This window comes from Bartonella gliris (assembly GCF_045277155.1).
GTDB lineage: Bacteria > Pseudomonadota > Alphaproteobacteria > Rhizobiales > Rhizobiaceae > Bartonella > Bartonella gliris.
Window position 1 is genome coordinate 1485279 of sequence record NZ_CP123962.1, and the last position, 23267, is coordinate 1508545.

18 protein-coding genes and 1 pseudogene are annotated in these 23267 nt (G+C 40.6%); 11 read left to right on the plus strand and 8 right to left on the minus strand.

Annotated elements, in window-relative coordinates; translation table 11 throughout:
* Positions 1-393: 393 nt before the first annotated feature.
* The 6 genes from QHG54_RS06630 to QHG54_RS06655 all read right to left on the minus strand — a co-directional run bounded on the left by QHG54_RS06630 (position 394) and on the right by QHG54_RS06655 (position 8252).
* Positions 394-1062 (minus strand): YdcF family protein, encoded by a 669-nt coding sequence (locus tag QHG54_RS06630; RefSeq protein ID WP_406604068.1) that lies wholly within the window; start codon positions 1060-1062, stop codon positions 394-396.
* A 4-nt stretch (positions 1063-1066) separates the two neighbouring features.
* Positions 1067-2020, minus strand: a complete 954-nt coding sequence (locus QHG54_RS06635) for an ABC transporter permease (RefSeq protein ID WP_317993930.1) — start codon at positions 2018-2020, stop codon at positions 1067-1069.
* Positions 2013-2672 (minus strand): cell division ATP-binding protein FtsE, encoded by a 660-nt coding sequence (gene ftsE, locus QHG54_RS06640; RefSeq protein WP_317993929.1) that lies wholly within the window; start codon positions 2670-2672, stop codon positions 2013-2015. The genes QHG54_RS06635 and ftsE overlap by 8 nt, the downstream gene beginning before the upstream one ends.
* Positions 2673-3223: 551 nt before the next feature.
* Positions 3224-5167: an acetate--CoA ligase gene (gene acs, locus QHG54_RS06645; RefSeq protein WP_317993928.1), complete on the minus strand. Its 1944-nt coding sequence runs from the start codon at positions 5165-5167 to the stop codon at positions 3224-3226.
* 1114 nt (positions 5168-6281) lie between these two features.
* Positions 6282-6575, minus strand: coding sequence for a hypothetical protein (locus QHG54_RS06650; protein ID WP_406604069.1), 294 nt, complete (start codon positions 6573-6575; stop codon positions 6282-6284).
* Between the two features lie 1374 nt (positions 6576-7949).
* The gene (locus QHG54_RS06655) at positions 7950-8252 is read right to left on the minus strand and encodes a hypothetical protein (protein ID WP_406604070.1); all 303 of its coding nucleotides are present in this window, start codon (positions 8250-8252) and stop codon (positions 7950-7952) included.
* A gap of 741 nt (positions 8253-8993) precedes the next feature.
* Here QHG54_RS06655 and QHG54_RS06660 point away from each other — a divergent pair.
* Positions 8994-9128: a hypothetical protein gene (locus QHG54_RS06660; RefSeq protein WP_317993925.1), complete on the plus strand. Its 135-nt coding sequence runs from the start codon at positions 8994-8996 to the stop codon at positions 9126-9128.
* A 22-nt stretch (positions 9129-9150) separates the two neighbouring features.
* Here QHG54_RS06660 and QHG54_RS06665 read toward each other — a convergent pair whose 3' ends face one another.
* Positions 9151-9831, minus strand: a complete 681-nt coding sequence (locus QHG54_RS06665; RefSeq protein WP_406604071.1) for a YggS family pyridoxal phosphate-dependent enzyme — start codon at positions 9829-9831, stop codon at positions 9151-9153.
* Positions 9832-10004: 173 nt separating this feature from the next.
* On the opposite strand from QHG54_RS06665, the gene leuS reads away from it, so the two are divergent.
* Together leuS and lptE are read left to right on the plus strand one after the other, a co-directional pair.
* Complete coding sequence (leuS, locus tag QHG54_RS06670; RefSeq protein WP_406604542.1) at positions 10005-12650, plus strand: leucine--tRNA ligase; 2646 nt, start codon at positions 10005-10007, stop codon at positions 12648-12650.
* Positions 12637-13230, plus strand: a complete 594-nt coding sequence (gene lptE / locus QHG54_RS06675; RefSeq protein WP_317993922.1) for an LPS assembly lipoprotein LptE — start codon at positions 12637-12639, stop codon at positions 13228-13230. The genes leuS and lptE overlap by 14 nt, the downstream gene beginning before the upstream one ends.
* A 12-nt stretch (positions 13231-13242) precedes the next feature.
* On the opposite strand, the gene fsa is transcribed toward lptE, so the two are convergent.
* The gene (gene fsa / locus QHG54_RS06680; protein ID WP_317993921.1) at positions 13243-13896 is read right to left on the minus strand and encodes a fructose-6-phosphate aldolase; all 654 of its coding nucleotides are present in this window, start codon (positions 13894-13896) and stop codon (positions 13243-13245) included.
* A 300-nt stretch (positions 13897-14196) separates the two neighbouring features.
* Between fsa and QHG54_RS06685 the strand changes: the two genes are divergently transcribed.
* From QHG54_RS06685 to atpD, 8 genes and pseudogenes are all read left to right on the plus strand, one after another.
* Positions 14197-14364: a hypothetical protein gene (locus tag QHG54_RS06685; protein WP_317993920.1), complete on the plus strand. Its 168-nt coding sequence runs from the start codon at positions 14197-14199 to the stop codon at positions 14362-14364.
* 210 nt (positions 14365-14574) lie between these two features.
* Complete coding sequence (locus tag QHG54_RS06690) at positions 14575-16797, plus strand: primosomal protein N' (protein WP_406604072.1); 2223 nt, start codon at positions 14575-14577, stop codon at positions 16795-16797.
* Positions 16798-17162: 365 nt separating this feature from the next.
* Positions 17163-17791, plus strand: a pseudogene (locus QHG54_RS06695) (integrase); the annotation flags it as partial.
* Between the two features lie 45 nt (positions 17792-17836).
* Positions 17837-18166, plus strand: coding sequence for a hypothetical protein (locus QHG54_RS06700; RefSeq protein ID WP_406604073.1), 330 nt, complete (start codon positions 17837-17839; stop codon positions 18164-18166).
* Positions 18167-18581: 415 nt separating this feature from the next.
* Complete coding sequence (locus tag QHG54_RS06705; protein WP_317993918.1) at positions 18582-19166, plus strand: F0F1 ATP synthase subunit delta; 585 nt, start codon at positions 18582-18584, stop codon at positions 19164-19166.
* Positions 19166-20701: a F0F1 ATP synthase subunit alpha gene (gene atpA, locus QHG54_RS06710; RefSeq protein ID WP_317993917.1), complete on the plus strand. Its 1536-nt coding sequence runs from the start codon at positions 19166-19168 to the stop codon at positions 20699-20701. Before QHG54_RS06705 ends, atpA begins: the two co-directional genes overlap by 1 nt.
* A gap of 20 nt (positions 20702-20721) precedes the next feature.
* Complete coding sequence (locus QHG54_RS06715) at positions 20722-21633, plus strand: F0F1 ATP synthase subunit gamma (RefSeq protein ID WP_317993916.1); 912 nt, start codon at positions 20722-20724, stop codon at positions 21631-21633.
* 19 nt (positions 21634-21652) lie between these two features.
* Positions 21653-23245 (plus strand): F0F1 ATP synthase subunit beta, encoded by a 1593-nt coding sequence (gene atpD / locus QHG54_RS06720; protein WP_317993915.1) that lies wholly within the window; start codon positions 21653-21655, stop codon positions 23243-23245.
* Positions 23246-23267: the final 22 nt, after the last annotated feature.

Sequence of the window (23267 nt, forward strand, 5' to 3'; positions counted from 1 at the left end):
GTGGTAATATAAGGCTTGTGTAAAGTTTTCTACATGAGGTATTTTGAGAATGTGTGGTGAACTATTTAGGGTAAGGACTGCTTGTCGCGCTTCATAGAGTGAATTGTGGTGTGTGGTTAGAAGGTTGAACCTCTTAGACAAGAGGCTGGATTGTTAAAAAAATCGGAGGAGGTTAAAAACCTTTATCTTTTAGGGTGGGGAGGAAGCCAATTCCTCTTAGAATGAATCAAAACCATTCCTTTGCATATTACAAGTGGGATTGCGTATGAACACTGAAGAAAAGCGTAAAAATGCCTTTTCATGAATGTTTTCGAGTGCCTGTTGTAACATTTGGGTTGGCAAAGAGAGATGGTGCTGCTTGTGGCAAACTTTCAGAAAACTGATGTGTAAAGATTAAAATGCGGTTCTGATATATACTTCGATCGTTTTAATATATTCGAATGCAAGAAGGCGTATTTGATTGATCTCTTGTATTGTGCTTTCAAGGTCGTTCTTTTTTACGGGATAGGCAATGAAATTTACCTCAGGCATGAGATATTTAATCTCACGCAGAGAGCGCCACATGTGGTAATCATGCGTGACAATATAAACTGTTTGATAACGGTGCTTTTTGATCCAGGCAGCACTTTCTTCAGCATTTCCTTTTGTGTTAATCGCTTTATGTCCAATGTCGACGCAGCAGGTAAAGAGCTGTGGGGTAATATGCGTACTATGCTTCAGTTTCTTGAGATTGGTTGTTGTGTTTACTCCGCTTATTAACAGTCGTGAACCAAGCCTTTGTTGTAAGAGATCCAGTCCTGTTTCTATTCGATTTTCTCCCCCTGTGAGAACGATGATTGCATCTGCTTTCGGCAATGGATTTGGTGGTTGAAGCTGTTCGGTTTTTTCAGAAAAAATGACAAAACCAGCGCAAAAAAAGAGAACAATTATGAGAAGAGAAAGTGCTGTCGGGGGCAAATAGCGAAACAAAAAGAAAGGATGCCATAGACTGCTGTGCTTTTTTGAAGAATGCTCTAGATCGTTTTGTGTCAATGATTTGAAATTATATGAATTGTGGGTCATAAAATTAAAATAAGCCGTTTTCGCATTGATCAATTTTTTTAAGTTGTGCCAAAATAGTCATTCGGTTTGTTAGCATGGTAAGAAAAGAAACAAACAGAATAAGGCCAATGATTTTTCCATAAGGAATGGAACTTATGGAAAAATGCCCAAATAAAGCGGTTACTTGGTTGGCTTCCACTGTTCCTAGATTATGTCTTGTCCAGACAGAAAAAGCAGCAAACAGGAGTGCGCTTGCGGCACCACCGTATAATGCACCGCGGAGTGCGGTTTTAAAAAAATGCCAATCAAATTGTCGTGCAATGAAAAGGGTTTCAGTGCCTAGGAAGTAGAGGACATTGATAATATGCGCATTCTCTGCCAGTGCATTGCGTGTGGCAAAAATAATCGTGAGTATTAGTGAACTTAGAACCAGTATTAAAATTGAAAAACCAATAAAAACAGTTGTCTGTGCCATTTTTGCAAAACGGTTTACCCAAACACGGTGATCATCAAATTGGCCTCCTGGAATTTGTGTTTTGATTGCGTGATTGATTGCGCGAAAATTGATCTCTTCATTCTCTTTCAATGTTACAATGATAAGGCGGGGAACGGGCAATTCATTTAAGCTTAAACCTGTTCCAAGCCATGGTTCGAGAAGTTTTTCAGTAGCTTTTTGATCAACAATTTTGGCGTCTTGTACACCATGAAATGTTTTAACTAACTTAACTGCATCGCTAAGGGCTTTTTCGATATCAACATTTTCAATGGGGCGTATTTGAATTGTTGCTTCATAGCTAATTTGATTGCTCCAATTGTTGGCTGCACGCTGCATGAAATCAACACCGATCAATGTCAGGCTTGAGAGAAATGTCATAATAGCAATGACTGCAACGAGTGCTTGTCCAGAAATATTGCCGCTGGGAATAATAGCAGTTGTATTTTTTTTATCGCGTGTAAAAATTGGGAAAGACTTATTCATGAATTGTCATCCGTCCATTGTGGAGAAGCATACGCCGTGCTGCCACTTGCTCCATCAATGCGATATCATGGGTGGCGATAATGACCGCTGTTCCAAAACGGTTTAATTCAATAAACAAGCGTAGCAGGCGTTTTGCTAAAGGTGGATCAACATTTCCTGTTGGTTCATCAGCTAGAAGGATTTCGGGTTGATCAATGAGTGCGCGTGCAATGGCAACTCTTTGTTTCTCACCGCCGGAAAGAACCGGTGGTAAAACATGAATATGATTTCCAAGACCTACCCAACACAGAAGATCTTCTACTTCACTGCGATAAGTTGCTTCTTCTTGTCCCTTAATGCGTAAGGGTAAAGAGACATTTTCATAAGTGGTCATGTGGTCAAGAAGACGAAAATCTTGAAAGACAACTCCAATGCGTTGTCTTAGTGCAGGGAGTTCTTGTCGTTTGAGAAGCGCTGTATCCGTTCCAAAGAGATCAATATGACCACGGGTTGGTTTAAGTGCTAAAAACATCAGACGCATCAACGATGTCTTACCGGCTCCAGAAGCACCAGTTAAAAATTGAAATGATCCAGGAGGAATATGAAAGCTAATATCACGGAGAATTTCAGGACCCATTCCGTAGCGCAAACCGACGTTTTCAAAATGAATCACTTTTCGTTACCACTTCTGCTTTTATCTTGCATCATTGTGAGGACTTTTGTTCTCATTGTTTTAGGCTCTTGGTTGGGGTTTATACTCTATAGTTCTAAATGTTTTTCTTTAATGCTTCCTATTTATTATTGAGAATTCTTCTCTGTGAGAATACCATCAATTGTTATATTTTCCTTTTGACTTTTATTCGTGATTTTAGCAGGAATTTCAATGTGATTCTAGCGGAAACATAAGAGCAACCGTTCCTGTTTTTTGGGCAGCAGTCGTTTCTTTCTTTTGGTCTTTCTTTTGGGGTTGTGGTTAGCAAAGGGACCTTTGCTCTTATTTTTGCAAGTTCTTCTTAGAGTTTATACTCCACAATTATGAATATTTTTCTTCAACTGTTTCTGATTTATTCTTGAGAAAGGAGTTTCTGTTTTTACAGATATTGGGATTCACATTTATTGCTCTGTTTTTCTTTTTATCTTTATCGGTGACTTTAGCATGCTGAAGGAATCCCAGCAGGAAGGCTAAAGTCACCGTTGGTGTTTTGCCATTAAGCAGTGGATTTTTTAATTTTGGCGGTTGGCAATAAGATCATCAACGACTTGTGGTTCGGCAAGGGTTGAAATATCTCCTAGGTTATCAAAATTATTTTCGGCAATTTTTCGCAAAATACGTCTCATAATTTTTCCCGACCGTGTTTTGGGTAACTGAGGGGCAAACTGAATTTTATCCAATATGGCTATCGAGCCAATTTCCTTTCTGACATGCCGAATAAGGTCTTTATGTAACTCTTCACTCGCGGATGTTCCTTCCATTAAGGTGACAAAACTGTAAATTCCCTGTCCTTTAATGGGATGCGGATAACCAACAATCGCTGCTTCTGAAACTGCTGGATGAGAAACAAGTGCTGATTCAATTTCAGCTGTTCCTAGCCTGTGTCCAGAGACATTGAGAATGTCATCAACCCGTCCTGTAATCCAATAATAGCCATCGCTGTCGCGTTTACAGCCATCTCCTGTGAAATATTTTCCTTTATATGTGGAAAAATAGGTTTCAATAAAACGCTCATGGTCATTGTAAAGAGTGCGCATTTGACCAGGCCATGAGTCAATGATGCAGAGATTGCCTTCTGCTTCACCTTCTAAAACATTTCCTTGGTCATCGACAATTTGAAGTTGAACACCAAAAAATGGACAGGTGGCTGATCCTGCTTTGAGTTTTGTTGCACCAGGCAAAGGAGTGATCATATGCCCTCCTGTTTCTGTTTGCCACCATGTATCAAGAATAGGACATCTGTCGTTTCCCACCATATGGTAAAACCATTCCCATGCTTCTGGATTAATGGGTTCTCCGACCGTACCTAAAAGACGCAACGATGTTCTTTGCGAGCGTTCAACAAAGGAATTTCCCGCACCCATTAACGCGCGAATAGCCGTTGGTGCGGTGTAGAGTGTATTTACCTGATGTTTATCAACAATTTCCCAAAATCTGCTGTTGTCTGGAAAGGTTGGTGTTCCTTCAAACATTAACGTGGTAGCACCATTGCACAAAGGACCATAAATCAAGTAAGAATGGCCGGTAATCCAACCAATATCGGCAGTACTCCAGTAAATTTCATCAGGACGATAATCAAAAACATATTGATGTGTCATTGATACATAAACAAGATAACCTGCTGTTGTATGCAAAACACCTTTCGGGTTGCCGGTTGAGCCTGAGGTGTAAAGAATAAACAGGGGATCTTCAGCATTCATTGGTTCTGCTGGACAATCCGTTTTGGCATGGGAGACTTCTTCATGATACCAAAAATCACGTCCCTCTACCCAATGAATTGGTTTACTGGTACGCCGTATGACCATAACTTGATCTACATGCACATTCTGGCGGGCCGCTATGTCAATGGCATGGTCAACATTGTCTTTTAAGTTAATCTGTTTTCCTCCACGTAAGCCTTGATCAGCAGTAATGATGAAGGTTGATTCACAATCAACAATACGTCCTGCTATTGCTTCAGCAGAAAAACCAGCAAAAATAACCGAATGAATGGCGCCAATGCGGGCACAAGCAAGCATGGCATAGGCAGCTTCGAGGATCATCGGTAAGTAAATGGTGACTCTATCACCTTTTTTTACACCATGGTTTTTTAAGATATTCGCAAAACGACAGACATGTTGATAAAGCGCGTTATAGGTTATTTTTTTATCATGATAAGGGTTATCTCCTTCCCAAATCAGTGCAATTTTATCACCATGGGTTTTCAGGTGGCGATCAATGCAATTATAGGCAACATTTGTTATTCCATCCTCATACCATTGTATCGAGACATCTCCATTAAATGAAGTGTTTTTTACTTTTGTATAAGGCTTAAACCATTCAATACGTTGACCGTGTTTTTTCCAAAAGCTTTCTGGATCATTGATGCTTTCTCGATACCATTGTTGATAGGTCTCCTCATTGATAAGCGCATTTTTTTTGATATCAGCTGGTATCGGATAAATTTTTTCAGACATAGATTCCCTCTCTTATTTATTTGGAAAAATCTGCCTCTGTATTTTTGTATGGTTATATTTTTGGCAGAGTCGTCTCAAAAGCTTTTCATTGTGAGGTTAGACTAAATGACAAAGATTGGAATAGTCAATTTTTAAAATCTGATGTGATGATATTAAAGAGGGTATTCTATGCTTTTAGGATACTCAAATGTGGCAAAGCCTATTGCGGTATAGAGCTTTTTATAAACGCATAAAAACATTAAAAAATGTCCCTTACAAGTTGATATAAACCAATATCGTTAAATAAAAGACTAAAAAGAAAGAATACACAGCTTATTAATAATGACTTTTTTATAGAATCTTTCCAGCTGTAATAAATAAACTTATAATAAAAAATATATATTAAACCAAAAAAAACGTTGCTATAAGCGATTCAATAATTTTATGAGTAAAATCTGTCATTATAAATCATAATCATTCATTAATAGCATTATCGCTACTTTATTCAGTGTACTCGGAACTCATCCAATAAAGATTAATATAAACCAAAATATCTACGCAAAAAATCAGAAATAAAGGAAATAATAACTGACGATAATGCCATTATAATAGACAATTTCCAACTCACACCACTGAATATTTTAAAAGGAATGGCAATTATAGGAGTAATTATAATTAGCATGAAAAATAGTCTTACAATTTCATAATGAATATCCATTATAACAAAATCCTAGTTATAGTAATGAGATTAATAAATACTTATGAAAAAATTTGTTCAGTGTACTCGAAACTCATCCGATAAATATTAATATAAACCGAAGTATCTACACAAACTATCAAAAATAAATAGCACAACTCCTCCCGATAATGATGTTATGATAGCTAACTTCCAACTCCGACCACAGAATACTTTGATAATAGTAGTATAGAGAGATACAAATACAAAAAGCATACAAAACATTCTTACGATTTCATAACGAATATTCATTATAGTAAAATCCTAGTTATAGTATCTGATACTATTAGATATCTCTGAAAATTATTTCATCCAGCAATATTTATTTTGGTATATTCTTTCGAATATATTTACAAAAATACTAATTTCAGAGATATCTTTGTCGCTACTTTTTATAAATTAGAACCAACATTCACGAGCTTTATCTATAAAACCCGAAGCAGCACCTCCTGCGAATCCTAATGCAAAAGCCCCCATTCCACCTGTAAATGCACCCACTGGTCCTCCAGATATACCACCTAGAATTGCTCCGCCTACTCCTGACGGAACTCCTACTTCAAAGCCTTTTGCATTCATGTGAGACATAAAAGCACCAGGACTACATGCATTTCCATGAGTAGGTCTTGAATTGTGCGAATGACCAAAAGAAGGCTTTGTCGCCATATGACCGAATGTGTTGAATGAACCAAACATATTAATCCTCCTTGAATTATCTACATTAAAAGTAGTATCACAATGATACATTTCAAATGGCTATCGCGTATTTTTAGAAAAATATCAAAGATAAACTTTAAAAATAACAATAAAAATACTGTATAAATAATAACTATATTATGTATATATGAATTTTTTCTTAAAAGAATAATAATATTACTTATAATATTTTAAAATATAAGAAATGATGCCATATTTTTTCTTAATTAAAATTTAAATTTAGAAAAATTTCGCATATGAAAAGTTGAAGTTTTTTCTCTTTGTTTAAGAGATCGACAAAGGAATAATGATAAAGAAATATCGTTATTGAAATCGGTCTTATTGCCATTGTTTTGCGTGCATGTATTATGCGCATATGCACGGGATTCGTTCTTTTATTTTTCAGGAGAATATTGACCGTATGTTACGCTTTGTAGAGCATAGAAAGTTAAAGATAGACGGGATGAGGGCGTGTATAGGTTATTGGTATTATTTGTAAAGCCATCGCAGAAGCGCGAATATTGTGATGGCACGGGTTTATTACTTCTATGAAATATAAAAAATACTAGCACTTAGTGTTTTGCGTTATATGCTCTTCACGTACGGTGTTGGGAGATGGGATTGAGAACAAGGAGAGATGTTTCTTAAAGATCCATATAAGCTAAGAATAAATTGAAAAGCTAAAGTGAATTTCTTGCTTGTTTTTTAGGTAAAAGAAGAAATCAAGCGAACTCTCCGATGATGCACATCTTTAAAAGATCATTAAAGCAGCGGTAAGGTATACTAGATAATTTATCGATTTAAATGTTCTTTATATTGCTTTCTCATGTTTCAAAAAACTTAAATTCATTAAGGTATTAATATAAACCAAACTATTTACACGAAATATCAGAAACAAAGCATAGAATACCTAGCGATAACACTGATATAATATGTATTTTCTAACTGTAACTAAACTTTTTTCTAAAAGTAATAAAATAGGAATTAATACAATTAATGCGTATAATAATTTTCAATTATTTAATTAAATTATATAAAAACATAAGAGTAAAATATATAGTTAGTATAAATGATATTTGCATTATAATATATTTATTGTTATATTTTTTTAATATACAAACAATGATAAGTATTAATCCAAATAGAGTTGTTTGAAATAATGTTTCCAAGAATTTAGGATAAATATCCATTATAAAAAAAATCCAAACTAAAATGTGTAAAAGTTAAAAACAAATAGATATCTCTGAGGCATTTTTATCCATAGTTATCAGACATTTATTTTTCTATATTTATCAAATACATGCTTATCATGATATTAACTATCAGAGATATCTGAAGGCTATTCTCTATAAATTAAAATAATACTTCTTGAGCTTACTTGTGGCACTCCTTGGCTGTAGAGACAAGACCTGCAACTGCTCCTGTTCCATAGGCTGCTGTTACAGCTGCTTTTATAGGTATTGCTACTTCTGGAAAAATAACATTTGCCAATCCAATGCCTACCGCTGTTGTACCAGCACTAAAGAGTGCTGTTTCACTTGAATTCGAGATATAACCACCAGTATTACATTCTCCCCAGAAACCTGTTGCGCCACGTGAATCATTAGATGAACTTGAAATACCTATTTTTGTACTCCGTTGTTTCGCTATTCTTAGCTGTTTATAAAAATGTATCATTATGATACATTTCAAATTGGTATCATGCATTTTAGAGAAATGTCAAAGATAAATTTTAAAAATAACAATAAAAATACTGTATAAATAATATATAAATTATGTATATATGAAATTTTTTCTTAAAAGATAATAATTATTAATTATAATTTTTTAAAATATAAGAAATGACACCATATTTTTTCTTAATTAAAGTTTAAAATTAGAAAAATTGCGTATATGAAAAGTTGGTATTCTTCTCTTGGTTCAGAAACACCACAAAAATATATTCATGCCATCATTAACGCAGTTTCGTTGTTTTTTTTGCGTGCGCATACTGATTAATCTTTTTTAGGTGATGATCGACCGTATCTTACCATTATGGTGTGCAGAAAGCTTTTATGGTTGTCCTTGTGTGTTTTCTATTATGCTATTTGCACGGATCTTGGTGTTCTCACGGGTGTTTTAGGGGCTATTTGGCGCATTGGTTACACTCAAATTGGGGTGTTGTATTTACACCCATGTTTTAAGCCTCTCGTTGCTTACTTTACCGCATTTGGCAAGTAGGGGGACTGTTTCCGTGGATTGGAGAGGTTGATGCAATCTGTGGTTTTTTAATGGGAACCATCGCGATAGTTTTTTCATGGATTCGCAATGCGCCTATTTTGCTCATTTTTTCTTTGTAAAGGATTTCTTTCTTGTAGTTCTTTTGGTGGAGAGGCGTTTTGCAAAATAGAGTCAATGTGCAAGAAAATGTGCAAGAATATGAGAGCCAAATTGCAGTGCTATTTTGAAGCCATTGTACGTGTTATGGATGTGCCGGTGAGAAGCTTAGGAAGACCAGATTTTTTGCTCATTGCTGTTGTTTTTGGTTTTCAGGAGGGCTTTCAATGGGAGTGAATTTACATGAGGGGAAATTGCTTTACACAGGGCGCTTTCCAAATAAAGCGGAGCCAATGCGAAGGACGTTAGAGCCAAATTGAAGAGCGATTTTGAAGTCATTAGACATTCCCATAGATAGTTTTGGAAGACCGGCTTTTTTTGCTAGTTTTGCTAACAGCGCAAAATAGGGGCCGGGGTTGTCCTCTACTGGGGGGATGCCCATAAGACCGATGATATCAAGTCCATAGTTGTTTTTGCATTGGGTGACAAAAGGTATGACTTCTTGTGGTGCGATACCGCTTTTTTGTGGCTCTAGCCCAATATTGACTTGAACATAGCAGGGGAGATGTTTTTTTTGTTTTTGCATTTCTTCGGCTAAGCTTTTGGCTATTTTTTCGCGATCAACTGTTTGAATGACATCAAAAATTTTAACCGCTTCTGCTGTTTTATTCGATTGTAAAGGACCGATAAGGTGAAGTTCAATGGTTGCAAATTGTTGACGCAGGCAAGGCCATTTTTCAGCGGCTTCTTGCACGCGGTTTTCTGCAAAAAGATGCTGTCCTGCTTGCAAAAGAGGGCGTATATCTTCGGCTGAGACCGTTTTTGAAACAGCGATAAGTTCGACTTCTTCTAAAGGGCGATTATAGTCTTGACATGTCTCAGTAATCTCTGTTTGAAGGTTTTTCCATGCTTCAATAGTAGGATTGTTTTGTGTGTTCATGAGGTATTCTTTCCGTTTTTATTAAAGGATTGGATAGTTGCTTATAACAATTGCTTATAAGAACTTTGTAAAATACTTAGTAAAATATTTACTGAAAATGTTGACGATGGAGTTAATCCATGGTCAAGCATAAAACAAGTTTTTTAGTTCATTTTATAAAGAGTATAATAGAAATGACGATTGAACGTTATCATTTAGGCGAACGCTATAATCCACGTGCCCGCGAACAAAAATGGCAGGAAATTTGGGATGAAAAGAAAATTTTTCAAACCGCGGGCGAGGATTGCCGTGAAAAATATTATGTTTTAGAGATGTTCCCTTATCCTTCTGGGCGCATTCACATGGGGCATGTGCGCAATTATGCTATGGGGGATGTTGTTGCGCGCTATAAACGCGCAAAGGGGTTTAATGTGTTGCATCCTATGGGGTGGGATGCTTTTGGTATGCCGGCGGAAAATGCTGCCATGCAAAATAAAGTGCATCCCAAAACGTGGACTTATCAGAATATTGCCGTGATGCGCGGGCAATTAAAGCAATTAGGGCTTTCATTAGATTGGGCGCGTGAATTTGCGACGTGTGATGTGGATTATTACCATCGCCAACAAATGCTGTTCCTTGATCTTTATCAGAAGGGCTTGGTGACGCGTAAAGTGGCTAAGGTGAATTGGGACCCCGTTGACCACACCGTTTTGGCAAATGAACAGGTTGTTGATGGGCGGGGATGGCGTTCGGGCGCGCTGGTGGAACAGCGTGAATTGACGCAATGGTTTTTCAAAATTAGTGATTTTAGTGAAGACTTGTTGACAGGACTTGAAGAGCTGGAGCAGTGGCCGGAAAAAGTCCGCACGATGCAAAAAAATTGGATTGGGAAATCACAAGGTCTGTTGATTCGTTGGGCTTTGAAAGCAATAGGTGTTGATGAGGATGATGCTTGTAAGACATTTAATGAAGTTGTCTGTTATTCAACGCGTCCAGATACACTCTTTGGCGCTTCTTTTTTGGCATTGTCTTTTGATCATCCTATTGCTCAAGCTCTTGCGCAAAAAGATAAAGCGTTGAGCGCTTTTATTGAAAACTGTCGGTGTGGTGGAACAACAACCGTAGCGCTGGAAACAGCTGAAAAACAAGGATTTCGCACATCGCTTTTGGCTGTTCACCCCTTTGATCCAGCAGTGCATGTTCCCATTTATATCGCTAATTTTGTGCTTATGGAGTATGGAACGGGGGCTGTTTTTGGTTGTCCGGCGCATGATCAGAGAGATTTGGATTTTGCCCGTAAATATGACCTTCCTGTGCAGCCGGTGGTTTTGCCAAAAGGGGTTGAGAGAGAAGATTTCGTGATTGGGGAAACGGCTTATACTGGTGATGGCGTGATGATCAATTCAGGCTTTTTGGATGGTCTTACACCACAACAAGCTTTTGAAGCCGCTGCTAAACGGCTTGAGGGGCAAGTGCTGGAAGGGCAGCCTCAGGGGCAAAAAACAGTGCAATTTCGCTTGCGTGATTGGGGTATTTCACGTCAACGTTATTGGGGATGTCCGATTCCGATGATCCATTGTGCCGCTTGTGGAGTGGTTCCTGTGCCGCGCAATGATTTGCCGGTGGTGTTGCCTGATGACGTGACTTTTGATCAACCGGGCAATCCACTGGAGCGTCATGAAACATGGCAAAAAGTTGCTTGTCCTGTTTGTGGTCAGGATGCTAGACGTGAAACCGATACCATGGATACATTTGTTGATTCTTCTTGGTATTATGCGCGTTTTACTGCACCTTTTGCACAAGAGCCTGTCGACAAACAAGCGATAGCTGAATGGTTGCCGGTGCAACAATATATTGGTGGAATTGAACATGCGATTCTCCATCTTCTCTATGCACGCTTTTTTATGCGCGCTATGAAATTGATTGGTCATGTGACGGTCGATGAGCCTTTTAAGGGGCTTTTTACGCAAGGGATGGTGGTTCATGAAACCTATCGCGATGCACAGGGGTGGGTTTCACCTGAAGAAATTTCAATTGTTGAAAAGGATGGTAAACGACAGGCTTACAAATTGACTGATCAAAGTGAAGTTACGATTGGTTCGATTGAAAAAATGTCAAAATCAAAAAAGAATGTCGTTGATCCTGACGATATTATCGCATCCTATGGGGCAGATACTGTGCGCTGGTTTGTGTTGTCCGATTCTCCTCCTGATCGGGATGTCATCTGGACAGAATCTGGTGTTGAAGGGGCGCATCGTTTTGTGCAGCGTGTTTGGCGCTGTGTGGCTTTGAGTGCTCCGGTTTTAAGGGAAATAGCACCGCGTGCAGGGCATCAAGGAGCAGCTTTGGAACTTTCAAAAGCAGCGCATCGCACGCTTTATGCCGTGGAAGATGATTTGGAAAAGTTTGCCTTTAATCGCGCAATTGCACGCCTTTATGAATTTTTAAATATCATGGCGCCATTGTTAAATAGAATAGCAAGTGTTGATGATGAAATGAAGTCTGCTTTGCGTCAAGCAATGGATTTTTTCCTTGCACTGATTGCGCCTATGATGCCTCATTTAGCAGAAGAATGCCACGCTGCTTTAGGAGGAGAAAATCTGATTTCTGAACTGCCTTGGCCTGTTTATGACCCCGCATTAACCGTTGAAGAGTGTTATACTTTACCCGTACAGGTGAATGGTAAAAAACGTGGTGAGGTGACTGTTTCTGCAACAGCGAATGCGGCAATGATTGAAGAAGCTGTTTTGGCTCTTGATTTTGTGCAGGCGCAATTGGCTGGAAAACCGGTTAAAAAAATGATTATTGTTCCACAAAGGATTGTCAATGTCGTTCTTTAAAAATGTTATTCTTGCGGGCTTAGTTGGTTTGCTCATGTTTGTGTGTGGGTGCACAGTTGAACCACTGTATCGTCAGGTGTCGCAAACTTCGACGACAATGAATTATGGTTCTTATGGTCGGCATTCTGAGAAGAGTTCTGTGGGGCTTTCTGCAAAGCTTGCAAGCATTATTGTCGAAGAACCTTCAGATCGTTTTGGCCAAATGGTGCGCAATCATTTGCTGTTTCTTTTGTATGGAAATGGTAGTAAACCTTCTGCTCCCGCTTATCAATTGGTATTGCAGACCTCTGTGTTTACAAGGGAATCTGTGCAGATAGAAATTGATCGCGATAGGAAGAGAGTCGGGCGGCCTTCTGTTGGGACCGTAGTGAGCAGAGCTTCTTATATCTTGCAAGATATGAAAAATGTTCCTGTTGCCAAAGGAATGGGAACGGTGAGTGCATCTTTTGAACGATTGCGTCAGGAATATGCAACTCTGCAAGCAGAAGAAGATGCGAAAAAGCGTGTGGCTGAAGAATTAGCTGAACAGATTTTACTGTTGCTTTCAAGGGACCTTGCAAATAAAAATTCTAGCAAATAAAAATTCTGGACGTTAAGCGATATTTTGTCCGGTTTTTTCCCAATCACTTGAGAAGATTTGTAAGCCTTTATCGGTTAAAGGGTGTTTGACCAGCGTTTTTAAAATTGCTGGTGGAACAGTTGCAATATCTGCACCACTTAATGCTGCTTCTTTAACGTGATTAACTGTGCGGATGGAGGCTGCTAAAATTTGTGTTGCAAAGCCATAGTGATTATAAATCGTGCGAATTTCATGAAGTAATTCCACACCATCCATTGCGCAATCATCGATTCTGCCGATAAAAGGTGAGACAAATGTTGCGCCTGCTTTGGCGGCTAAGAGGGCTTGATTGGCAGAAAAACAAAGTGTGAGATTTGTTTTTATCCCTTGTGCTATTAGAGCTTTACAGGCTTTCAATCCATCAAGTGTTATGGGAAGTTTGATGCAAATATTGTCGGCAATTTTTGCTAAAATAGCCGCTTCGTCCATCATGTTTTCAAATTTTGTTGCTGTGACTTCAGCAGAAACAGGTCCATTAACGAGGGAACAAATTTCTTTTATAACCTCAAGAATGTTGCGTCCTGATTTTAGAATAAGAGAAGGGTTGGTGGTGACACCATCAACGAGGCTTAAATTTTGTAATTCTTGGATCTCTTCAATATTGGCGCTATCCACAAAAAATTTCATATCCAATCTCCTTGGTTTTTAGCTCTTTAGATTGCAAAGCTTCTGATGTTGCATCCCTGTTTTTGTTATGCGCTATTGTTCATGGCAAAAGCAAGAGGCAGGATTGCACTCTTATATGATAAGTGGAGACATAAATGAAGAAGGCAAAAATTGGGTGTTGGAAAGAGAATAAAATGTGGGAAGGTTGTGTTTTGGGTGCTAGCACTCAGGCTATTCTTACGACATGCTTATCGTTATAAAGCTCCGTTTTTTATGGAGGATGATGTTGGCGCTTTTGTTTGTTTTCAATGATGGGGACAGATGAAAACACTTATTATAGATTGGCATAAAAAAACGCGTATAAAGTTGGTAGAAAAAGAGAAGATGACGGAAAATGTAACAGAGAAAAAAATTGTTTCCATTTTGGTACTTGTTTTTGCTGTGCATACTTATCGTTATTGGATTTTATCTGCTATGGGGGAGATGTAACTCTTCAATTTGTGGTTTGTGGTTTGTGGTTTGTGGTTTGTGGTTTGTGGTTTGGGGTTTGTGGTTTGGGGTTTGGGGAGAGAGGATGCATTGGTAAGGGGGATAGGGGTGTAATCATCAGTCAGGCAAAGGATTCTTTATAAAGGTGTCAAAAGGCAAGTTGTAGAGATGTTGTTGGTATAAAAGGTTCGTATAAATTTGGGACAAAAGATGACGTTAAATGGGACAGAGAGCGTGACAGAAAGAAAGATTGTTTCCATTTTGGTACCTCTTCCTGTTGCGCAGGCTTATAGTTATGAGGTTCCATCTTCTATGGAGTGTGAGGTTGGTTCTTTTGTTCGTGTTCCAGTGATGGGGCGCCAAGTTTGTGGTGTTGTTGTGGATGTTGGAGAGCAAACAGCGAGGGATGGACAAAGGGCTGCACCTGTGGCGGGTAAAAAATTACGCTCTGTTCTCCATGTTTTTGATTGTCCACCATTAAAGGCTGAGATGATCTCATTCTTGCGTTTTGTGAGTCGGTATACAATGGCGCCTTTAGGTCTTGTTGCACGATTGGTTTTATGTGTGCCGGCTGCTTTAGAGCCGGAAGCACAGATGCCGGGGTTGCGCTATTGTGGGGGAGAGGTGGAGCGTTTAACACCAGCACGATTACGGGTTTTGGAGTTGGCGCGTGGTGGTATGGTTTGGACGCGTTCTGGTCTTGCGCATGCGGCAGGAACTTCTGTTAGCGTTGTTGAGGGGTTAAGAGCGCTTGGGATTTTTGAAGAGGTTATGGTGCCGGCTCCTGCTCTTGTGGCGATGCCTGATCCTGATTTTTGCTTCCCTAAGTTGGAGGGAGAACAGAGCGAAGCAGCACGGCTTTTGCGAGAAGGTGTTTTGTCTTCTCAGTTTCAAGTTTTTCTGCTTGATGGTGTGACAGGATCAGGAAAGACAGAAGTTTATTTTGAAGCGGTTGCTCAAGCGCTGAGTTGTGGCAAGCAGGTTTTGATTTTGTTGCCGGAAATTGCTTTAACACAACAATTTTTAGACCGTTTTCATACGCGCTTTGGAGCTGCTGCTGCGGAGTGGCATTCAGATGTAGCGCCGCGTCGTCGAGAACGTGTGTGGCGGCAAGTTGCAGAAGGGCGGGTGCGGGTTGTTGCTGGAGCACGTTCGGCACTTTTTTTGCCCTTTCAAGAGCTTGGGTTGATTGTTGTAGATGAAGAACATGATGGTGCTTATAAACAAGAAGAACGCATTTTTTATCATGCACGTGATATGGCGGTTGCACGGGGTTCTTTCGAGCATTTCCCGGTTATTTTATCTTCAGCTACACCGTCGATTGAAAGTCAGGCAAATGTTTTGTGGGGACGTTATCAACGGGTCAATTTGCCATCACGTTTTAAAGCGGCAGAACTTCCACAGTTACGGGTGGTTGATATGCGTAAAGGAGGTGTACAAAAAGGGCGTTTTATTTCTTCTGTGCTTGAAGGTGCTTTAACACAAACGCTTGAGAAGGGTGAACAGGCGCTGCTTTTTCTCAATCGACGTGGTTATGCGCCTTTAACGTTGTGTCGGATTTGTGGACATCGTTTTCATTGTACAGATTGTTCAAGCTGGCTAGTGGAGCACCGTGCGCAAGGGCAACTTAAATGCCATCATTGTGGTTATCACCAACCGCTTCCAGAAGCATGTCCTGAATGTGGCACTTTAGATCATCTCGTGGCTTGTGGACCGGGAGTGGAAAGAATTGCTGAGGAAACACGGGAGCTTTTTCCACAGGCACGGTTATTGATTCTCTCAACCGATTTAAAAGGTGGGGTTGGTCAATTGCGGCGCGAATTAGAAGCCGTTGCTAATGGCGATGTTGACATTATTATTGGAACGCAATTAGTCGCTAAAGGACACCATTTTCCTAGGTTGTCCCTCGTTGGGGTCATCGATGCGGATCTTGGTCTTGCCAATGGCGATTTACGTGCGGCTGAACGCACTTTTCAGCTCTTGTCTCAGGTCACAGGGAGGGCAGGGCGTGTGGGATTGGAAAGTTTAGGATTATTGCAAACCTATCAACCTGATCATCCGGTGATACAAGCCTTACTTTCACAACAAGGTGAGGATTTTTATACACACGAAATTGCTATGCGGCAGCAGTATCACCTTCCACCTTATGGGCGGCTTGCTGCTTTGATTGTCTCTTCAGAAAAACGTCAAGCGGCGGAACAATATGCGCGTGCGTTACGCCAAACGGCACCACGGGAAAAAAATGTCGCGGTCATGGGACCTGCAGAAGCACCTCTGGCTCTCGTGCGGGGGCGTTATCGTTTTCGACTTTTGCTCCAGGGACAACGTTCTTTTGATATGCAAGGGTTTATTCGTGCGATGCTTGCAAATGCACCCAAAATGCCTTCTTCGGTTCGGGTTCAAATTGATATTGATCCACAAAGTTTTCTTTGAGGACAAAAGAGTATACCGTGGAGGTCTGTTTGCTTAAAAGGTATTTTTTAAAAAGAGTCCGCGGGGATGCTCTCTTAATGAGAGATGCTCAATTATTAAAGAGGGATAACTTTAAGCAAAAAGACAATTTTAAGCCAAAAGTTTGGTTACTTACTTTATTTAATTTAGGATAATGCCTTGATTATAATGATAACTTATTGTTCTCATGTTGAATGAGAGTCCGGAATATCGTAAGATTCTCTCATTTCAAATCTGTTTATATTACATCAATCAAAGCCACTTGCTTGCACATAACAAGCGGGGCTGGCGTGTGAATAAAACTGTACAAGAAAAGAGTAAAAATGTCTTTCAATGAACGCTCTCAAATGCAAGGGCTTGTAGTAACATTGGGAGCCGGCAGAGAGTATGATGATACCGGTTTGCTCCTTCACAAGTGTAAAGATGGTGGTGCTCAATGGATTTACCTTTATATTCTTCATGGACGCTGTCGCGAAATGGGCTTGGGTGCCTTAGGAAAATGTTCCTTTAGAAAAGTCCGTGAATTGGCAACACAATAACGTTCTGTTTTCGCGGGGTCGCTCTATTTTACATGAGGGATGTGATCCCATTAGACACGTGAGAAACAAAAGCGTGAGGCGATGCGCAATCTCCATTCTTTAAAAGATATTGCTCTCGATACTTTTGAAAGCCGTAAAGCTGCATTAAAAGGAAGATGATAAGGCTGGAAACTGATTTTTACCCATCAAACTTCATATTCTTCCCAAGTGAGGTTACATGCCCGTTTCAGAGATTACACAAACAGAGATACGCAATGTTTTCGCTCTCATCTGGTATACAAAAGCTGCAAACAGCAGACAAAGCACTAAACCGCCTCAATATTTGTCTCAAACATGCTGCTGCATTAGGTTTGGATGTCGATTTACAAGCAACAGCAAAAATACGCGCTCTCTTAGAAAAACAACGCCATAAGGCTACGAATAGATCGGCAATGGATTAGGGAGATGTTCCGGCTTTTTAGGATCACGTCCGTTTTTATTGCTTGCTTATAAGTTTCAAGCGGTGCATTCTCGGTCTCGGTCTCGGTCTCGGTCTCGGTCTCGTCGGTCTCGGTCTCGGTCTCGGTCTCGGTCTCGGTCTCGGTCTCGGTCTCGGTCTCGGTCTCGGTCTCGGTCTCGGTCTCGGTCTCGGTCTCGGTCTCGGTCTCGGTCTCGGTCTCGGTCTCGGTCTCGGTCTCGGTCTCGGTCTCGGTCTCGGTCTCGGTCTCGGTCTCGGTCTCGGTCTCGGTCTCGGTCTCGGTCTCGGTCTCGGTCTCGGTCTCGGTCTCGGTCTCGGTCTCGGTCTCGGTCTCGGTCTCGGTCTTAAGTCTTAAGTCTTAAGTCTTAAGTTTCGGAAACTCTTTTGGTGGAAGAGCATTTTAGGAAAAATGTCCCATTTTAAAACTAAAGGAGATTATTTTGCTTCTCGTTGCAGATCTTTTATGGAACGATAAGAAAAGAGACTTGAAAAAATTATTAGAGAATGCCAAAAAGAGACATAGAAAAACGAATGGTTCTCTGAAAAAACGTTTTTAAAAGTATTTTGAATATTTTATTTAAAAATTTTCAGAAAGCTTCGGTTTGTGGTGTTGCGAGTCGTTTATGTCTATGCTAGAAACCGAAAAGTTTTTTGTTCTGGGTTTTAAGAAAGAGTTTCTTAAAATTTGGAGTGTCTGATCCATTTCATCTGGTAACTATCTTCGTCTGATAACTATCAGAGAGTCGCTCAAGGGAAAGAGGCGGTATTTCGTGTCGGGTTCATTTTCTCTTATACCGCTGCCATTGGTAGATCAACGCTATGCGCAAGCACTTTTTGAGTTTGTTCAAGAAGCAGGAGCCGTTGAAAGTGTTGAAAAGGCAGTGGCATCTTTTTTAGCTGTTTTAGATCAAAATGAAGACTTAAAACGCTTTGTGCAGAGTCCATTTTTTTCAGTTAAGGAGCAGATTAAAGTGATGCATTCTGTTTGTGAAAGCATCAAATTTGTTGATAAGGGTGCTGGTCAGATTATTGGTAATTTTTTGCGTGTTATTGCGCTAAACCGTAGGCTTTCTGCCTTATCCGGCATTTTACATGCCTTTCAGCGCCATGTTGCTCTTTCTCGTGGGGAAGTTTCGGCGCAGATTGTTTCTGCCTGTTCGTTGAGCCCTAGCCAAAACCAAGAGTTGCGTAAGGCTTTGGAAAGTGTCGTTGGGGGAAAAGTTTTGCTAAATATGTGTGTTGATCCAACAATTCTTGGTGGACTGATCGTTCGCGTGGGGTCATCTCAGATTGATACGTCGTTGGTGACGAAATTATCTTCGCTTAAGCTTGCATTGAAAAAAGAGGTCAGCTGATGGATATTAGACCGTCTGAAATTTCAAAAATTCTAAAAGAGCAAATCAGAGACTTTGACCAAAAGGCTGAAGTTTCAGAAATTGGTTGGGTTCTCTCTGTCGGTGATGGTATCGCCCGCGTTTATGGTTTGGATAATGTCCAAGCAGGGGAAATGGTTTCCTTTTCAAATGGTGTGCGTGGTATGGCACTGAATTTGGAAATCGATAATGTCGGGGTCGTTATTTTTGGGTCAGATCGTGATATTCGTGAAGGGGATACCGTTAAACGGTTAGGTGCTATTGTCGATGTTCCTGTCGGACCAGCTTTGCTCGGGCGTGTTGTCGATGCACTGGGAAATCCTATAGACGGTAAGGGACCTATCAATGCAAAAGAGCGTCGTCGTGTCGATGTTAAGGCTCCTGGAATTATTCCACGTCAGTCAGTGCATGAGCCAATGTCAACAGGATTGAAAGCCATTGATGCACTCATTCCTATTGGACGTGGACAGCGTGAGTTGGTGATCGGTGATCGTCAAACAGGAAAAACAGCCATTTTGCTCGATACATTTTTAAACCAGAAACCCTTCCACGAAAAAGGTGCAGGAAAAGACCAAGACAAAGTATATTGTATTTATGTCGCTATCGGGCAAAAACGTTCAACGGTTGCACAGTTCGTGAAAGTTTTGGAGGAGCGTGGAGCTCTTGAATATTCAATTATCGTAGCAGCTACGGCTTCTGATCCTGCTCCTATGCAATTTATTGCACCTCTTGCTGGTTGTGCAATGGGGGAATATTTCCGTGATAATGGTCAACATGCTTTGATCGGTTATGATGATCTTTCAAAACAGGCAGTGGCTTATCGTCAAATGTCTCTTTTGCTTCGTCGTCCGCCTGGTCGTGAAGCATATCCAGGAGATGTTTTCTATCTTCATTCGCGCCTTTTAGAGCGGGCTGCAAAGTTGAATGCTGAGAATGGTTCTGGGTCTTTGACAGCTTTGCCAGTCATTGAAACACAAGCGAATGACGTTTCTGCCTATATTCCTACAAACGTGATTTCAATCACTGATGGGCAAATTTTTCTAGAAACCAATTTATTTTATCAGGGAATTCGTCCTGCTGTAAATGTTGGTCTTTCTGTATCGCGTGTTGGTTCTGCTGCGCAAATTAAAGCGATGAAGCAGGTTGCAGGTTCGATTAAAGGTGAATTAGCACAATATCGCGAAATGGCAGCTTTTGCACAATTTGGTTCGGATTTGGATGCGTCAACGCAGCGGCTTTTAAATCGTGGGGCACGTTTGACAGAGCTGTTGAAGCAGCCACAGTTTTCTCCACTTAAAACAGAAGAACAGGTTGTTGTTATTTTTGCTGGTGTGAATGGTTATCTTGATGCATTGGCTGTTTCTGATGTCGGTCGGTTCGAGCAGGGTCTTTTGGTGCTCCTCCGTGGTGATCACCAAGACCTTTTGCAAGAAATTGCTGATAAAAAGCAGATAACGGATGACATTAAAGATAAGTTGACTACTGTCCTTAATACATATGCGAAAAATTTTTCGTGATAAATTGATGGAATGCTCCAATGGCTTCATTGAAGGATCTTAGAGACCGTATCGCCTCGGTTAAGGCAACACAGAAGATCACCAAAGCCATGCAAATGGTGGCAGCGGCAAGGTTGCACCGTGCGCAAGAGGCGGCTCAGTCTGCTCGTCCTTATGCACAGCGGATGGCTGCTATTTTAGCCAATGTTGCTGCTGATGTTGATGGGGTCGATGCTCCCCCTCTCATGCGTGGGACTGGTCGAGATGATGTCCATCTTTTAGTTGTATGTACTGCTGAGCGGGGTCTATGTGGCGCTTTTAATATGCAAATTGCCCGGCGTGCTCGTGAGCAGATTGAAGTACTGCTTGCTGCCGGTAAAATTGTTAAAATTTTAACTGTGGGCAAAAAAGGGGCAGATATTTTACTGCGTGATTACAAAGCCTTAATGATTGATCATATTGATTTGCGTGCTGTGAAACGCATTGGTTTTGCAGAAGCCGCAATGATCAGCCAGCGTATCATTGACTTATTCAATGAAGGTGCGTTCGATGTGTGTACACTGTTTTACTCTGAGTTTGTTTCAGTCATTAATCAACGTCCAATGGCTTTTGGCCTAATTCCAACGGTTTCCCTGAAAGGGATTGATGAAAACGTGGATGCTGCTGAGAAAATAAGTGGAGGTAAAGCTCCACAATCGACTGTTTATGATTATGAGCCCGATGCAGCTTCTCTTTTGGATGAACTGGTGCTGCGCAATCTTTCGGTGCAAATCTTCCGAGCTTTGCTTGAAAATGTCGCCGGTGAAATGGGGGCAAAGATGACTGCTATGGACAATGCATCGCGCAATGCGGGTGAAATGATTAATAAGTTGACGGTAACTTATAATCGTCAACGTCAGGCACAGATCACGACAGAATTGATCGAAATTATTGCAGGCGCTGAAGCGCTTTAAATTGAAAAGGTAAGGATTGATGGTAAAAGCAGTGACGTCAAGCAAAGGAGCAGCGAAAGTTGAGGAAAAAAAATCAGCTGCTCGTTCAGGCGTGAAAAAAGCCGCCTCGAAATCTCAAGCTGGCATGAAAGATTCCTCTGCTCCTAAGCGAACTTCTTCTAAAGATGCGCAAGTAAAAGGGGCAGTTGGTGAGATTAAACAGGTTATTGGTGCTGTTGTTGATGTGCAGTTTGAAGGCGCGTTGCCAAATATTCTTAATGCATTAGAAACAGACAATCTAGGCAATCGACTGGTTTTAGAAGTTGCTCAGCACTTGGGTGAAAATACGGTGCGTACGATTGCCATGGATACAACCGATGGGTTGGCACGTGGCCAAAAGGTTTTTGATACTGGAACACAGATCAGTGTTCCCGTTGGAGAAGCAACGCTGGGTCGTATTATGAATGTGATTGGAGAACCGGTTGACAATGTTGGGCCAATCGCAACGACTAAAACGCGCTCTATTCACCAAGAAGCTCCTCAATATGTTGAACAATCAACGGTATCAGAAATTCTTGTTACTGGTATTAAAGTCGTTGATTTGTTAGCGCCTTATTCTAAAGGTGGTAAAGTTGGTTTGTTTGGTGGTGCTGGTGTTGGTAAAACCGTTCTCATTATGGAGCTCATAAACAATATTGCAAAGGCACATGGAGGATATTCAGTATTCGCTGGTGTGGGAGAACGTACACGTGAAGGAAATGATCTCTATTATGAGATGATTGAAAGCCGTGTGAATGTGAATCCAAAAGACAATAATGGTTCAACGGAAGGGTCAAAATGTGCGCTCGTTTATGGGCAAATGAATGAGCCACCAGGAGCACGTGCACGTGTTGCCCTTTCAGGATTGACTATTGCAGAAAGTTTCCGTGATGAAGGTCAAGATGTTCTTTTCTTCGTCGATAATATTTTCCGTTTTACACAAGCAGGGGCTGAAGTGTCAGCTCTTTTAGGGCGTATCCCTTCTGCTGTGGGGTATCAGCCAACTTTGGCAACGGATATGGGCGCTTTGCAAGAGCGTATTACCAGTACAAAAACAGGTTCGATTACCTCTGTTCAGGCTATTTATGTTCCAGCCGATGACTTGACTGATCCGGCACCTGCAACATCCTTTGCCCATTTGGATGCAACAACCGTTCTTTCGCGTTCAATTGCTGAAAAGGGTATTTATCCAGCGGTTGATCCTCTTGATTCTTTCTCACGCATGTTAGATCCGTTGATTGTAGGTGAAGAGCATTATACCGTTGCTTGTCAAGTTCAAACCATTTTGCAACGCTATAGAGCGTTGCAAGATATTATTGCTATTCTTGGAATGGATGAACTTTCTGAAGATGATAAGTTGCTGGTAGGGCGGGCACGTAAAATTGAACGTTTCCTTTCGCAACCTTTCCATGTGGCTGAAGCTTTTACTGGTTCTCCCGGGAAACTGGTGCCTTTAGAAGACACAATCAAAGGATTTAAAGGTCTTTGCGCTGGTGATTATGACAATCTGCCAGAAGCAGCTTTTTATATGGTTGGTTCGATTGATGAAGCCATTGAAAAAGGAAAGCGTCTCATTGCAGAAGCTTCTTCATAAGAGGAAATTTGTAACGAATGCT